Origin of the sequence: Wolbachia endosymbiont (group A) of Sympetrum striolatum (assembly GCF_947250715.1) — a bacterium.
Lineage (GTDB): Bacteria > Pseudomonadota > Alphaproteobacteria > Rickettsiales > Anaplasmataceae > Wolbachia.
The window spans coordinates 1,038,392-1,054,106 of record NZ_OX366342.1 but is presented as its reverse complement, the minus strand read 5'-3'; the positions used below and the strand labels follow the sequence as shown (position 1 = coordinate 1,054,106).

The 15,715-nt window shown below is 34.8% G+C and carries 9 protein-coding genes and 4 pseudogenes; 5 read left to right on the top strand and 8 right to left on the bottom strand.

All coding sequences use genetic code 11. The annotated features are described in order from the left end of the window. Positions 1 to 259: 259 nt before the first annotated feature. Entirely contained in the window at positions 260 to 1,018 is a 759-nt protein-coding gene (locus tag OOK87_RS05140) for a recombinase zinc beta ribbon domain-containing protein (protein WP_319803108.1), read from the bottom strand. A gap of 27 nt (positions 1,019 to 1,045) precedes the next feature. Then, positions 1,046 to 1,342: pseudogene (locus tag OOK87_RS07365) on the bottom strand (recombinase family protein); the annotation flags it as partial. A 249-nt stretch (positions 1,343 to 1,591) separates the two neighbouring features. Here OOK87_RS07365 and OOK87_RS05135 point away from each other — a divergent pair. Together OOK87_RS05135 and OOK87_RS05130 are read left to right on the top strand one after the other, a co-directional pair. Next, entirely contained in the window at positions 1,592 to 2,191 is a 600-nt protein-coding gene (locus OOK87_RS05135) for an ankyrin repeat domain-containing protein (RefSeq protein WP_264688273.1), read from the top strand. Positions 2,192 to 2,317: 126 nt separating this feature from the next. Beyond that, positions 2,318 to 2,650 (top strand): hypothetical protein, encoded by a 333-nt coding sequence (locus tag OOK87_RS05130; protein ID WP_253309096.1) that lies wholly within the window; start codon positions 2,318 to 2,320, stop codon positions 2,648 to 2,650. A gap of 119 nt (positions 2,651 to 2,769) precedes the next feature. Here OOK87_RS05130 and OOK87_RS05125 read toward each other — a convergent pair. From OOK87_RS05125 to OOK87_RS05100, 6 genes and pseudogenes are all read right to left on the bottom strand, one after another. After that, a pseudogene (locus tag OOK87_RS05125) lies at positions 2,770 to 3,079 on the bottom strand (phage portal protein); the annotation flags it as partial. Further along, a complete protein-coding gene (locus OOK87_RS05120) occupies positions 3,079 to 4,110 on the bottom strand; it encodes a PDDEXK nuclease domain-containing protein (protein WP_253309097.1) in 1,032 nt (343 codons plus the stop codon). The gene OOK87_RS05120 and the pseudogene OOK87_RS05125, both read right to left, overlap by 1 nt. 26 nt (positions 4,111 to 4,136) lie before the next feature. Further along, positions 4,137 to 4,361 carry a gpW family protein gene (locus OOK87_RS05115; protein ID WP_253309098.1) on the bottom strand — a complete coding sequence of 75 codons (225 nt, stop codon included), beginning with the start codon at positions 4,359 to 4,361 and terminating at the stop codon, positions 4,137 to 4,139. Further along, positions 4,348 to 5,089: pseudogene (locus tag OOK87_RS05110) on the bottom strand (terminase gpA endonuclease subunit); the annotation flags it as partial. The gene OOK87_RS05115 and the pseudogene OOK87_RS05110, both read right to left, overlap by 14 nt. Positions 5,090 to 5,094: 5 nt before the next feature. Next, a pseudogene (locus tag OOK87_RS05105) lies at positions 5,095 to 5,428 on the bottom strand (Holliday junction resolvase); the annotation flags it as partial. A 498-nt stretch (positions 5,429 to 5,926) separates the two neighbouring features. After that, the gene (locus OOK87_RS05100) at positions 5,927 to 9,562 is read right to left on the bottom strand and encodes a DEAD/DEAH box helicase (protein ID WP_264688272.1); all 3,636 of its coding nucleotides are present in this window, start codon (positions 9,560 to 9,562) and stop codon (positions 5,927 to 5,929) included. Positions 9,563 to 9,981: 419 nt separating this feature from the next. Here OOK87_RS05100 and OOK87_RS05095 point away from each other — a divergent pair, with 419 nt between their 5' ends. The 3 genes from OOK87_RS05095 (at position 9,982) to ligA (ending at position 15,518) form a co-directional block, all read left to right on the top strand. Beyond that, the gene (locus OOK87_RS05095) at positions 9,982 to 13,980 is read left to right on the top strand and encodes a host RNA manipulator TomO (RefSeq protein WP_264688271.1); all 3,999 of its coding nucleotides are present in this window, start codon (positions 9,982 to 9,984) and stop codon (positions 13,978 to 13,980) included. Further along, a complete protein-coding gene (locus OOK87_RS07540; RefSeq protein ID WP_458694281.1) occupies positions 13,964 to 14,083 on the top strand; it encodes a hypothetical protein in 120 nt (39 codons plus the stop codon). Before OOK87_RS05095 ends, OOK87_RS07540 begins: the two co-directional genes overlap by 17 nt. 103 nt (positions 14,084 to 14,186) lie before the next feature. Next, positions 14,187 to 15,518, top strand: a complete 1,332-nt coding sequence (ligA, locus tag OOK87_RS05090) for an NAD-dependent DNA ligase LigA (protein ID WP_264688495.1) — start codon at positions 14,187 to 14,189, stop codon at positions 15,516 to 15,518. Positions 15,519 to 15,715: the final 197 nt, after the last annotated feature.

Genomic DNA, 15,715 nt, shown 5'->3' with positions numbered 1-15,715 from the left:
CAAATGAAAAGAAAGGCAAAAGAAACCCCGGTTAATATCTATTTAAAAACATTGGCGTTTTTTTATGTTTTAAACGTCTAATAACCGCGACTCAGCTGCTTTTAAATGCAACTCACCTTAGTTTAAATGTTTAAGAAATTTACTAAGCAGAAAAAAAGGTAAAAGAAATCCCGTGTTAGCTAGTTGTCACTCTCTAATCCTGCAAATTGGCGTTCTATACTGTCTTAAACGCTTTATAAGCGCGTTTCAGCTTATATAGCTAGAAATGTTGTGAAGACATAAGGTGCGCATAGTACAAAAAATTAAAAATAAGACGCCAATTACGTAATACTGGACTCCTGATATAATGTTGAACATTTTTTTTCTGCATTTCCGCCAGGGCAAGTTCTTGAAATCGAAACACTATATGTATATTATCGTGATCAATTTCAACGCGTTTGACTAATGCTCTAATTATATTAAGCTTAGCCTCCCAATCTGCTTGACCAAGTTCTGATTCAACCACAGAGGCAAAACCTTTTATACTACTTATGATAAAATCTATTTCCCTCTGTAGTTCCTTTTCATCAACCACCTCTTCCTTCTGGTTTCTCATTGCTTTTAACTTCTTCTCTATTTCCTCAGCTTCTAGATCATATTCCTCCTGAGTTATGCGTTCTCGAACATAGACATAATTTAGTCTTTTGATACCTTGTTCTAATTTGCTTATTTCTTTTTCAATCTCATCATTTGGTTGCTTATTTTTATGTTCTAAAAGCATAAGTTGATGTTCTTTTGCAACTTTATCCGTGTCTTTCAATACCTTCTTCATTTCTTCCCATATAACTGGTTCTAGTATCTCCATGCGTATTGATTTGTTGCTACATACTCTAGTCCCGCCAAAACGGCTTGCATCTGTACCAGTACAACGATAGTAGCTCCTTCCTCCCTTAGCGTTTTTTGCTGCATAGTAGGCATATTTGCAACACTGACATACCATTAGTCCTTGTAATAGGTGCCTTCTTCCACTTCGTTGTATTCTTGATCTCTTTCTATTTTCATCAAGTTGTTTTTGTACTATATCGAATAATTCCTCTTCAATTATCCTTGGTATTGTTATTTTTATCCAATTCTCCTCATCAGTACGATAAACAGAATAGTTCCTTTTGCGCACTTTCCATCTTGCCCTCACTGCTTTTCTTATTGGCCCTACCTTCGACTTACCAAATGCCGCTTCTCCTTTGTATGCTTGATTTCTTAATATTCTATGGATTGTACATACGTTCCACACTCCCTTGCGGATGATGATCCCTCGTGTTTCAAGTTGCTTTATTGCTGCAGCTTTTTGCTCTTCAGTTATATTTGTTAACTGTAGCCTTTTATCCTCTCTTAGTTCTTTTGATAATATTTGCTGTTCTGTTTTTTGCTCTGCAGCTTGCATAAAACACCTTATCTTGACAATTAATGCCATTTATATTGAACAATTACATAATGTGCAAACATTTTTTTACATAATTTAATTTGTAGAAAGTTTTGCCTCAAATGCCTTTTAATTGACTCTCTTCTACAGGGTAGTCATAATGTATTATTTAATTAAAGAGAGAGGGTGATTATGGAGCCGCTACATGAAATACTGGAAGTATTAAATAATGATCAAGATTTAAACTCGAATAATATAGTTAAAAAGATAAAGAAAAAACTAGAAGAGAAAAGCAAACTAGATAGTGGATTTGAAGGAGCATTAGCAAAGGAAGAATATAATGTATGGAAAGAAAGTAAGTTTTCATTAGACTGCCAATTTACTACTAATATTGCTAGTTGGCAAGGTACATTACTGCATGTAGCTGCTAAACATGGCCATACGAACATAATAAAAATTCTGATAGAAAGTGGTGCAGATGTTGATGGCAAGCATAGCCATACTCCTTTACATGCAGCTGCTGAAAGTAATCAGCTAGAAGCAGCAAGGATTCTAATAAAAAACGGCGCAAATGTTCATACAAAAGATATCTGGGAATGTACTCCTTTACATTATGCTGCAGTTAGTGGTAGTGAATCTATAATACGGCTTCTCATACAAAATGGTGCAGATCCTTGGGTGAAGGATAAAAATAGTGAAACTCCAGTATATAGCTATGTATACGGGCGTGCATGGCTCCTTTCACCTCTTACTATTACCCACAAATATAAATGTTTGTTGCATAGCTCTTAATGGCATAACTTTTGCTTGAAATAACTGTTTATATGGTGCAATTTACAGCTTTTAGTTGCTAAAATTATAACTCTTAGTTTAATAATTTTAATCCAATAAGCTTTCAGGTTAATAAAATTAAATTATTTGAGTAAATACAATACTATGTTTTTATTTGTGGGTAATAGTAAGCTTTCACCTGGGTCTGGTGATGGGTGTTTAGCACAATTTGAAAAAGCACGCAATGGAGGCCTCTTTGTTCGTTATTCAACACTGTTACTAGGCGCTGTAGCAGCAATAACACTTTTCACAACTGGCAATATTACACCAGATGCACCACGTATAATAGGCGCAGCAGCTTTAGTTACAGTAGCAGCACTTGCAGCTGGTCGTATTACATATGAAGCGTTTAAACCCAGTACTAAAATGGCAAAAGTAGAATATGAGCGTTTTGTAGCAGCACAGCAATCACCACAGTAGTCTATTTCTAAATAAAAAAACTGTTACATTATATCTCATATTATGGTAAGCCTAGCATTAGGTGGTTCATATGAGGTAAAAATGAAAAACATTATCATCGCAGGCTCTGGTCCTGTTGGTTCATCTGTCCATCTCAGCCATAATTCTTGCACTTTTTTCCGAAACTCTGCATCTTTAGCTTTTGATTGCGGTTTTATTCCTGTTCCAACGCAATTACTCACTATCGTATCGATTATGTTTGCTGCATAGGAGTTCTTTCTTACCATATCACGAGACCGACTGCGTAAGTGTTCAAGGCTTTGGGAAAGTAAGCTATTTATACTTCCTGACTCTGGTTGAAAGTGCAATAATCTCCTTCCTGAACCTCCATGCTGAACCTTTAGACTTTGGTGGTTTGCGGAATAATTGCTTGAATGATTTTAGTAGCATTACTTTTCCTTATCTGAAACTTTCGATAATTCAGCTTCTAACTCTTCTATTGTTGGCAAAGCTGTTTTGATGTTTTCTGGTAGATTTTCAGTTATTCGATATTCCGCTAATCCTATTGGTTTATTTATGTCTTTGAGTGTATATTTAGCAAGTACATCGTCTTTAGATTTACATAAGATTAACCCTATAGAAGGTTGATCTGTCGAGTGCTTCAGTAAATCGTCAACTGCGGAAAGATAAAAATTCATTTTACCTGCATACTCTGGTTTAAAATCTTTATCTTTTAGTTCAATTACTATGAAGCAACGTAACTTTAAATGATAGAATAATAAATCAATATAAAAGTCTTTATTACCAACATCTAAATGAAATTGTCTACCAACAAATGCAAATCCCTCACCGAGTTCTAACAGAAATTTTTCCATATGCCCTACAAGTCCCTTTTCTACTTCTCTTTCGTGAGCATCCTTACCTATACTTAAAAAATCAAAAATATATGGATCTTTTAATGTGTAATGTGCTAGATCGGATTGTGGAGATGGTAATTTTTCTTCAAAGTTAGTAATAGCTTTCCCTTGACGTTTATGTAGACCAAGCTCTATCTGCATCACCATAATGTTACGTGACCAGCCATGTTCAATAGCTTCTTTTATGTAGAATAGCCTCGCTTCTTTGTCCTGAACTAAGTCCATTAGAAATACATTATGTCCCCACGGCAATTGGGCAACAAGTTGTTGCACAAATTCAATATCTTGATACTCCACTGCAAATTGACGCATATATTTCAAGTTTCTCGTGCTAAAACCTTTCATTTCCGGGAATTCAGCCTTTAAGTCTCTACTTAACTGCTCAATTACTTTAGATCCCCAACTCTGACTCTTTTGTTTTTCTAGAATCCGCGTTCCAATATAATGATAAAGCAGTAGCAGTTCTTTATTTACTGTTCTTGCTGCCTTATAACGACTAATAGCAATATGTTCTTTCAACTGCTCTAAAAATTCTGTATATTCTTTTCCTATAATTTTTGTCATAGTGTTCCTTTCAACGATTTTTATCATTATATGATCCCTTTATTCGTTGCAATAACAATCTTTCTCTTCGGCTTCACACCTGCAACTTTTAACTCTGCTTTGATTCGTTGCCTGAGCTCCAATAAATCCTTTATTTGAACTTCCCCGTACCGAACTACATGGTCACCATATGCAATTGAGACAACCCTTTCCCCGCTTTGCAGCTTCTTTATCGCTTCTTCAACTTGGGCTAAATATTCACTGCTGTACATTCTTCTCACCCAGCCATCTACTCTTTCTTACCTTTTTAGGCTTTTTAGTTTTTTCACCTACTAAACTCTCCCATTTACTCTCTGGCCATCTATCAATCCCCAGGGCAATAGACGCAGCTCTTGCGTAAACTCTGCAATCTAGTACTTCATTTCGGTCTCTTATCTTTTGCCACTCTTGTTTGGTATATCCTTTTACTACCTTGGTAATTAGTTGCTCTGCGGTTAGCTGTTTAAAATACTCAGGTGTATACTCTGGAAAATGACAATACCCCGGCGCCCCTTCTGTTAAAACATTAAGTAGCTGAAAAAGCTCTGACTTTAATATCGATACCCCAACTGGCCACAGCTTCATTCCTCTCTTTAGCTTTTGTCCGCTAACTGTTACATCAACTCTACTTGGGCTGCTAAGTGGCACTAGCGCTTTGTTTGCCCCTTTCACTGCCAATTACTCTCCCAGAGCCCTGGTGACCTCTTACCCAGTTGTATACCTCTTGTGTTGCATACCCAGCATCTACCGCCATCATGCTTATCATGTATTCAAGACCATTTTCACCGATAAAATGATGATTTAATAATTCCGAAAGTTTTCCCCATACTTCTTCTCCTCCCGGATCTCCTTCAAATACTTGGTAGTCTATTGACCAACTTTCTCGATTTCTTCCCCATGCTACAATTTCTGCCTCTAAACGATCTTTTTGTACATCAACCCCTGCCGTTAACACTACTTTGCCACACTTGCATTGCCTTTACCGGTGATAAAACGTTTTATCGTCTTGACAGGGTACACCTTGATAAGGTATATGATGCTTTTCACACCAAGCAGCTAAAACAGCAAAGAAACCACCATAACAATGCGCAGCATCAGTTCCAAGGTGTCTCCTTACCTCCTCAAAGTACACTGTAGAAATGTCTTTCAAGGAATTAAGCCAATTACTAAAACTTAAAAAGCACATGCCACCTCCGCTGAAACGGCTAGAGTGAAAACTCTCACTGCCACTTTGGATTACTCCATCTGTAAGAATTGCCCAGCCGGTTTGCTTGCCGAGGTCGAGTGTTAGGATTGACATAACTGGAAATTTTCATCTAGAGACAGCAAATATATGCATGTAATATATATACGTAAATTCTCAGAAATTCGTCCAAAAAATGTGAAAAAAAGTTAAAATAATTTTAAGGCAGCTAATTACGTTTTTTACAACAGAAGTCTTCGCTATTTGAGTTGTTTCCATTTTGGAAATAACTGTTTGTCGGGATTTTAAAGAGGTTACATGGGTTTTTGATAAAGGTGCTATCTCTCTATCCAAATCACTAATAACGCTATAACAATCCTCTAAAACGTTTTAAAGAATTGGGTTGCAGTAGAGACAATTGAAATGGGCTATGTAAAACTGTATCTTTTTGGTTTTAATTTCAAGAGCCTCCCTTCAGAAAGCCCTATATCTCTGCTTTTTTTGACTACTACAAAAGAAGCTTTTCTGTTGGAGACATAAATTTTGATCTTTGTCTCTATTTTGAACTATTGAGCGGTAGTTATCTGGTTCTTTACATTAAATAACTCAGATATATTATAGTGCATTTTTTATATTAACTAAATCTCTTAACCGGTCATTGTTAAATTCTGTAATCCAACTCTCGCCACTACTTATAGTTAGGTTTGCCAATTCCTTCTTGCTTTGAATCATCTCATCAATACGCTCTTCAAATGTACCTGTTGAAAGTAGCCTGTACACTATAACATTACGTTCTTGCCCGATACGATAGGCCCGATCTGTTGCTTGTGCTTCCACTGCTGGGTTCCACCATAAGTCATAATGTATTACATGATTTGCTGCTGTTAAATTAAGTCCTGTTCCTCCAGCTTTTAAAGACACTATAAGAATGTTGGACTGGAATAAGTTTTGAAAGTCATTAACCATTTCGTCTCGTGCTTTACGGGACAGTCCTCCATGTAAAAATGGCACTTTTGATTCAAACCTTTCTTCAAGCAATTTAGATATAATTTCACCCATTTCAGTGTATTGAGTAAATATCAATGATTTTTCTGCAACTTCACCAATACTAATCAATATTTCCTCAAGCATCTGCATTTTACCGGATTGTTCAATACTCGCACGCTTTTTCTTGCCAAACTGTGATGGATGGTTACAAATTTGCTTTAAAGCATTGATAAGTTTAAAGATTAGTCCCTTACGTTCAATTCCTTCACTTTTTTCTATTTTTCCCATATTCGCATCAACAACTTCTTGGTAAAGAGCCGCTTGCTCTGGAGTGAGAAAACAATAACAATTACTCTCAATTTTATCTGGTAAATCCTGAATAATGCTTTTATCGCTCTTAAGTTTACGTAAAATAAAAGGGCTAGTTATTTTCATGAACCTTTCTAGGCAAGATTTATCTCTCTCTTTCTCAATTGGTATTGCAAAGTTGGTCTTAAACTGGGTAGCACTACCTAGGTAAGATTTATTGGTAAAATCAAAAATACTCCAATACTCTAGCAGTCTATTCTCAACAGGTGTACCACTCATAGCTATTCTACATTTTGCTTTTATAGCTTTAATTGCTCTGGTTTGGTCAGCGTCACGGTTCTTAATATTTTGTGCTTCATCAATTACGAGCAAAAACCATCCAACTTTGTCAAGTTCTCTCTTATCGCTACGTGCAATACCATAAGATGTTAGAGCCACATCATAATCACTTGCTAATTCTCGATTTTGTCCGTGATAGATGAAAAGCTTTAATTCTGGTGCAAAACGTTCCATCTCTCGTTGCCAATTACTTAATATGCTTGTTGGAGCTACTATCAAAACTCTATCCCGATTTAAAAATCCTGCATTTTTACAATATAGAATAGCTGCAATAACTTGTATAGTCTTACCAAGACCCATATCATCAGCAATTATGCTACCAAACCCACTTTCTATGTTCTGTACAAGCCAGCTAAATCCGCGTTCTTGATATGGGCGCAATTGTGCTGTCAGATTGTTTGGCGTAGTTACAGGTGTATAAGTGTTAAGTTTTTTAAACAAGCTTGTAAGCTGCTGGTCAAATGCTACTTTAGTTTCATCCAACTCACCTGTTAAAACAGCTTGCACGAGTTCTGCTCGATTGAGAGAATTAGGTAGCTTATCAAGTTTCTTTAGTAAACCTCCTACTTGTTTGTCATCTAGAAGTACATACTGATCCATAATACGCACAAGTTTACGAGAGTTTTTTAGTAGCCTCTTAAACTCTGAAATACTAAACTTCTTATCACCTATTGCTACTCTCCAATCAAACTTTAATATGTCCTCAAACATCATGAAGATTTCGTGATTATCATCATCTTCTTCTTTTATTTCATCTTTAGTAGACAAGTTAAGACTTAATTGCGGTTTGAAGACTTTTTGCAAGGATTCTGGTAAAACAGCTACAATGCCAATCGTTCTTAATATCGGCAAAGTGTCTGTAAACACTGATGAGAAACGATCTAAGTATAGAAATAATGTACGATTACTGTTGATTGATTTTTCTAATTCTGGTATATGCTCAAGCAAAAATGCAAGGTCAGATAAAATACTCAGTCTTAATTCTTTATTTTGATTAGGAAGTGCCTTATCTAATTTCATCGGTGGCTCTGTACCGTCCAGAGATATCTGTACGTCAAGTTCAAATCTGTCGTAATGATCCCGTATAATTAAATGAAATTTGTATGGTTTACCTGCTAAGTAAAGGTGTGACAACCAGACATTAATTATTTGCGATTTTTCTTTGTCGATTAGTCCATGAAACTTTTGATACTTGCCAGTGAAAAACAGTCTAAAGATGTTCACATATTTATATTCATCAAGTGATACAGGAAAATTGTTTGTTATATATCCTAAAAGGATGAGAGAAGTAGCAACATTTACCTGTTCCTCTGGTTCTATAGCACGTCCCTTGTACTGCACCAATAGAGGCGGACAAATAGATGATATCTTGCTATGAATTTCCTTAACTGATTCATTAAACAACGCAGGAATCCATCTCATTATAATTTCTTCTCTTTTGTTTTGTAATACTTGTGGTATTAGCGCTGACTTTTCCATCAGCATATGTGCAAACTGTGAAATCATATGCATGAAGCGAAGTTCAGGATTAAGCCTGTGAAGTAACGAATTAGGAATGTCGTTTAAAAATTGTGCTACATTTTTTGGTAAATTTTTATCGGTTGCAAATAACTTACTTATACCATTGTTTACCTGAATCAGTTGATAACGATCATCAATAAATAGTTGAAATGTTTGCCAATGTTCGATATGCACCCATTTCTCAATAAACAGTTCTTCTTCTGTAAAAGACTGATTTCCTGTGGGATATCTTTGCCAATGCTTATAAGCTGTTTGCAAGGTATGGCAAAAGTTTTTCTCAAAAAAAAGCGGATTATTCGTCAAAATACTGCAAACACAATTAGCAAGGTCAGGAATAGTTGATAAGTCAATGTTATCTAAAATTACTTGATTGGAAGTTGCTTGATCGCATGGTTTAAATACATCATCAAGCGTTAAGATTTTTTGAACATCTCCTAATTTTCCATCCCAAAAATCATCAATGAATGCTAGTAAGTTACAATTACGAATATTAAAAGCCAATAAAGGATTTCTATCAATCTCTTTAGCAATAAGATAAATTACAGCAGCAATATGCTTACAAGGTACAGCCCAATCAGGACAATTGCATCTTGCATTTATTTCTTTCCGCTCTGAAGTAAACAATTTCGTACCAAGATCATTGAGCTTATCAAGCAAATTGATCGTTCTTACTTCTCTCCATTTTAAAGAAAACAATTTAGTGTAAAAATTATTGAGTTTATCAAACAAGCTGATTGTTTTTATTTCTTTCCATTTTGAGGGAAACAACTTAATGCCAGAATCATTGAGTTTATCAAGTAAGCTGCTCGGTAACCGTCTGTTTATTAACCGAGATAATATAGCTGGTGAAGTTTTTATAATTTGATGAATGGCATGCTTCTCTGAAGCATTGAATTCTCTTAGTATAACTTCAACTCTATATGATTGACCCGAACCATAAACTTTAGCTACGATTACATTACTATTAATTTTAATACCAGAGACTCTCCCATCATTGGCATAGGTTCTACCACGTTGTAATCGATTATCGCAGTCAACTCCACCAAGGCATTGAAGCCACTTCTTACTCCACCATGTTCTTCCATAAATAGTCATTTTATAAAATCGTATATTTCAATATAAATAAATTGAATATTAATCTTATAGATAATTTTTCTAAATATATCAAACCCACCTTAAACAACTATAGTGTTTCTTCAGAGCAAGCTACCAATTTTAGAACGGTTTAACATCAATTACTACTATAAAACGCCAACAGAAATAAGTTAAAATAAGCATTTGTTTGTTGCTATAGATCAAATTTACTTATGTTGAGCTGCATAAAAGTGCAACCAAGACTATACAAAAAGACTTAAAACTCTCAAAACCTTATGAATTTATATGTAACCAGTGCTCCTAATTTATTTACAATTCATCACTCTCTGTGACCATACAGAATTGGGGTTAAAAGGTTTGCTTGGCAAAATTAATGTTTAGTGGTATACTTAAGAAGTTATATTAATAGGGGTAATATATTGGTTATTCAAACTAATTCTTTAACATCAAGTACTGCAAGTTTGCCAACTGAAGATTCAAGTTGGGTTAATGTAAATCAAGAGGAAGCTGAAGTTAAGGAGCATCACCATTCTGAAGGTTCAGATATTGAAGTAGAAGATTTATTTGTTGTAGTTCCTGAAAGTTTAACTTTTGCTAAAATAATAAATATTCTAAATAATGCCATAGAGTATAATAATTATAAAGAATTAGATACGATTGTACGAAGCATTGAAGATTATGATGGTCAACCTGTTAAATTAGATAATGAAAATCTCAAAAATTTCTGTTTAAATCAACTTAACTTGGACTTAGAAAAGAGAAGCGATCACCGACATATATATTCAAATATACTGTCACAATATAGTTTTGATCAAGTAAAATGCAATTATAGTTATCCAGTAAAAGAGCTGGTACTTTTAGCAATTGCAGCTAATGACAAACTTGCAGAAAAATACCAGGACATACTTTTTGCTGAAGGAAATTTGAGTCTTTTACCTCTACTTATTGGCAGTCAAAAATATATTGCAGCTTTTATAGAGAGATTTCCTGACCTTTATATTGAATTAAAAGATCAAGTTGTACAACTTAACGAGCTCAACAAGATTGGCTTTTTCTCAATTATAGCGCTAAGAAAAGAGCAGAATTTATTGAACTCAGTTCTTGTAGAAGATGTCTTAGGAGATCTTAAAGCAGTATTGCAAGAAGGTAGCCCTGACTCTTTATATGGTGTACTTGAAACAGCATCTCTCGCTAAAAATAAAGACTTTATGAAGATAGTACTGGATCCACTTGAAAGATATATTGATGATCAGGCTAAAAAAGATCTATTAAAAAAGTGTATTGTTACTTTTTTAGAAACTGTAATAAGCCAGGAGCATGTTTCAATTGTTGAGTACTTGTGCAGAGAACGTATTGAAAAGAAAGGTTCAATAATTCAAGAAATCTATAAAGAAGCATTTGCAGATGAGAAAATTATTGAACAAATTAAAAACCAGGTTCTAAAAAATATTGATAGTGCAGGTAATGGACGTAAGGAAAAAAAACAAAAAATTTATGACCTAGTTTTGCAAGCCGCCTCATGTACTGGCAGTACAGATTTTATAATAAAAGTACTAGATTTAATTAAAAATGATTCCAAATTTTCAGGCGATACAGATAGGCAGACCTTCTTGCAAAATAGTCTAGTTACTATTTTAGATAATGTTATACGTGAAAAACATTCCTCAATTATTCAAAATGTGTACACAAATTTTATATTGAAACTCGCTGAAAATTCAGGAGTGGAGTTTTTAACCATCCAACAAAGATATCAAAACGCTTGTCATACTTTTATAAGTGTAGATAATAATGTTGCCGGTCAGTTTAATGAGGAACTTAATGAAGATGATTCAAATCTAGAACAAGATAAATTTGAAATAACTGATATTCAAGAAGAGCAAAGGCCAGGTATTTTAGGACCAAATAAAACTGAAATTGCAGGATTTAGCCAAGAGAAGTTATTAGAAATCATCAATTTTGTTAAGATAGGCTATTATGTTAGTGATTATAACCTTAATAGTCAAAAGTTTTCTGAGTTAGAGGAAAGATCTTATAAAGTTCCAGCTAAACTTAAGGAAGAAGGATATAAAATTGTTCAGTTTTATAACGTGAATGATGGTAAACAATATCGACATGCTGGTTACGTTTTTATAAAAGATAAGGAAATAACTATAGTTTACCGCGGTAGTCGTAATCTCTTTGACTATATTACAGATATTAGAATACCTTTAATTTGTGCACCTGGGCTTTTACCTGAAGGTGGAAAGATCCACTCAGGTTTTTATTCTTTATTTAAGGATTCTTGGGGCAGTGTTTATGAGATACTAAGAGGGTATGCTAATGATCAAAAGTTAGAAATTAAAGATTTTAAAATTAACCTTACAGGTCATAGTATGGGAGGTGCCATTGCCACCATAGCTGCTCTATGTTTAAGTGTAAGAGAGGGTGCAGAAGATTTGCATGTTGCAACTTTTGCTTCTCCAAGGGTTTTTGACCCTTCTGCTGCTAAGGTTTATGAAGAGCGCCTTGGAAAGAAAACTATTAGAGTAGTTAATCAATCAGATTTCATACCTTCATTACCATCTGGTTCTATGGGTTATAAGCACGTGGGTGAACAATTAAGGGCAACTAGTGATTCTTATGCCCATTCATTAGACATATATCGCAATCTTATTATAAATATTGAACCTGACCAATTTAAGTCTGATAATAGTGTATCTATATACTATTATCCTTCTTACCTTGTTACAGCATTCTATAATGTATTCACTGCACCAAGTTACCTCATTCCAAATACCCATTCAAATGGTGATGAGCAGTATTTTAAACAAGTAAAGAACAAACATAAAGATGCTTCACTTTCTGAAATGATGAAATATTCTGGATCTAGTAATGAACAGAAAGTAGTAATTTATGAGGATTCTGAACCTGGTGAAGACGGGTTTATAACCTTTGTGATGCCATCTTTACCTAGACATGAAAGAGGTGAAGGGTTAAAAGTTAACGTTCCTGATATTGCTTTTTTTGTTAACAGTAATTATTATCTCAGTGGAGACACTATTAGTCTGAGGCTATTGAAAACCTTAATTGATAACTATCCAGGAAGCTTGGCACTTATGAAGAAAGAGAAAAAGAGTAATAAACTTAATGGAGGTTCTTCTTCTACCGCAGCTATCTCAACGTTAACAATAGCTGAAGTTTCTTCAACGAATTCATCTTTAGGTGATCATAGCAATAATAATGTACAAATCGAAGTGCAGAGTGATGAGAATCAGCAAATGAATGCTGAAAAAGCTGGTAGCAGTAACACTCCAGGAATTCCTGAACAAATACTTGTACCAAGTAATGAAAAAGAGCTTGTAGCAAGTACAGGTTACGGTATGGGAGATGTCATTACCAAAACAGGAAATGCAGGAGATTTGCGTGTTGCAACTTTGGGTACTCAACAGGTTGTTCCTCATGGTGGTGCTAAAATTCTTAACAAGTTTTATAAAAAGAATGCTACTGGGCTTTCAGTCGAGTTTATTGCTGGTAATATTAGTGAGATAGTACAGAAGTTTCTTAACGCTGGGATATCACAAGTCGTAGTTTCTACCTCCACTGGTAGTTCCGTATCCTTGGGTTTTAATGATATTAGTAAAGCAAGTCAAGGAGGACTTCAAAAAATAGCAAAAGCACTTATGGACTTGTTTACAAGAGGTGAATCTAATAGTAGAACTGTCAATGCTATTACTAATTTTTCTACTGTTAAAACACCAGCCTTAGAACAAGAAAATAATACTCATGGCAACGATCAACAACCAAGTGATTCTGTTTCTAATATTCAAAGTGATGATGTAGAAGTCGGTAGCACTACTATAAATGATCAATCAACCTCTATTATCAGTAGCGATGGTGAGGATAAACAAATTCCTGTTCAACAAGCAATTCCTATAGTTCTCAAGAAATCAGAAGAACTTGCTGCACAAACTGCTCAAGATATATCAGTTGGAGATGATGTAGCAGCTTCCGTTATTAGTAATGATAATCATAGTGATTCAAGTGAAATTCAGTTACAAGCTACTGTTCAACAATTTATTAATAAAGATGGTACTGCACCATCTGTTCAACTAGCTGCACCTAAAAGTTTAGATAAGAATAGTGGTAAAAAAGATACACAACCAAAACTAATACCAACAGGGGTACCTTTAGTAGCTAGTAAAGACTCTAACCAAGTAAATAATGTTCAAGGTAACAGCAAACAACCTAGTTATCCAGACAAAAACAACCCTGCTCCACAAAATGCAAAAAGTAAGTTGCCTGTGATAGCTGCTGCTATGTTAGCAATAACCGGAGTTGCTACAGGGATAGCTATTGCAGTTTACTTGGAAATTGCTAATGGTAGGAATAGCAGTTTGAGCTTGTTGTCTAGTTGCAGCTACAATCATATATTACTGTAACAGACCTTCAAATTTAGTTGAACCTCCAGCTAGTTGTAATAGGCCTTCAAGTTTACTTGAGGGTAGTAATGTTAAACCTCCAGCTAGTGCATCCATTGTATAATAAGTTGAAGAATAAATATAGTAGTTTACCATTTAATAATTAATTATCATCATGTTAGTTATTGTAAAATAAGAACCAAAGCCTGATTTAAAATGCGTACTCGATAAATACTTCGGCGAAAGTACTCAGGTACTTTGCCTATTCTTTAATTGGTGGAGCAGAAAAGACTCAATTTGAAGTATTAAACAAGTTAAAAGAGCTAGGATTCTGTGTTAATGAGTATAAATTTTTAGCAAACAATGTGGACGAAATGCTGGGGTTTTATAACAGAATCTGTGATAATCGCCATGAATTAGGTTACGATGTCGACGGGGTAGTCTATAAAATTAATAACTTACAGTTGCAAGAACATCTTGAAAATACTAACAAGGCACCACGTGAATCTACAGCACACAAACTTCCTGCAACTCAAGGAAAAACCAAGATAAAGAAGATATCAGTACAAGTAGGCAAAACAGGTCAATTAACTCCAATCGCTGAATTAGTTCCGATAAATATAGGAGGGGTTCTCATTACTAGGGCAAATCTGTATAATAAAGATGAAATTAAGCGCAAAGACATAAGGGAAGGTGATATCGTAGTAGTAGAACGAGCTGGAGATGTTATTTCCCGCATTGTAGAAGTGGATAAAAAGTCTCGTTCTCGGAATACACCAAAGTTTATATTTCCTGATACTTGCCCGGAATGCGGAAGTGCAGTAGATATATTTAAAGATGAAGCTACAGCTAGATGTTCCGGAGAAAACGGTTGCCAAGCACAGCGAATAGGAAAGTTAAAATATTTTGTGGAAGTTCTTGACATTAAAGGTTTTGGCAGTAACCAAGTGGAGTTCCTTTATGACCTTGGTTTGATAAGGAAAATATCTGACATTTTTGCTCTCGAAGAAAAACTCAAAAATTTCAACTTAAGTGAACAAGAGGGATGGGGTGAAAAATCAATATCTAATTTATTGAACTCAATCAACAGCAGAAGAACTGTAACGCTTGAAAAGTTTATAACTTCTTTGGGAATTAGACTTGTAGTACCACACGTAGCAAAAATACTAGCTAATCATTACAAATCTTATGATGGTTGGTATGAAGTTATGGCTCAATTACCTTATGATAGAGAAGCTCCTGATAAATTAATGAGCATAATAGGCATAGGCGAAGAAGCTATAACTTCCTTGGAGGAATTTTTCTCTGATGAGGATAATATTGAAATGGTAAATGACCTTGCTGCTCAGTTAAATATTCTGCCTGTGGTTGCTAATACTAGCAATTCCATTTTTAATGGCAAAACAGTAGTTTTTACTGGAAAACTTTCAAAAATGGAAAGAAATGAAGCGCAAGCACTAATGGAATCTTTAGGCGCAATTGTGAGTTCAAATGTATCGCCTAAAACGGACTTCTTGGTTGTCGGTGAAAAACCTGGTCAAAGTATAAAAAAGCTTTAGAACTAGGTGTTAAAATTTTAACTGAGAAAGAATGGCTTTTTCATCATAAAAGAAACACTTAGACCAGTTCAGAATGGCCTTTATATGTATAACTTCAATTTTGGGGGCATAACTACTTAATTTCATCGCCAGGTTAGTCTCTTGCACCAAAAATAAGTGTTTTTAGAGCTCTTTATAGCTCATGAATTCATTTGCAG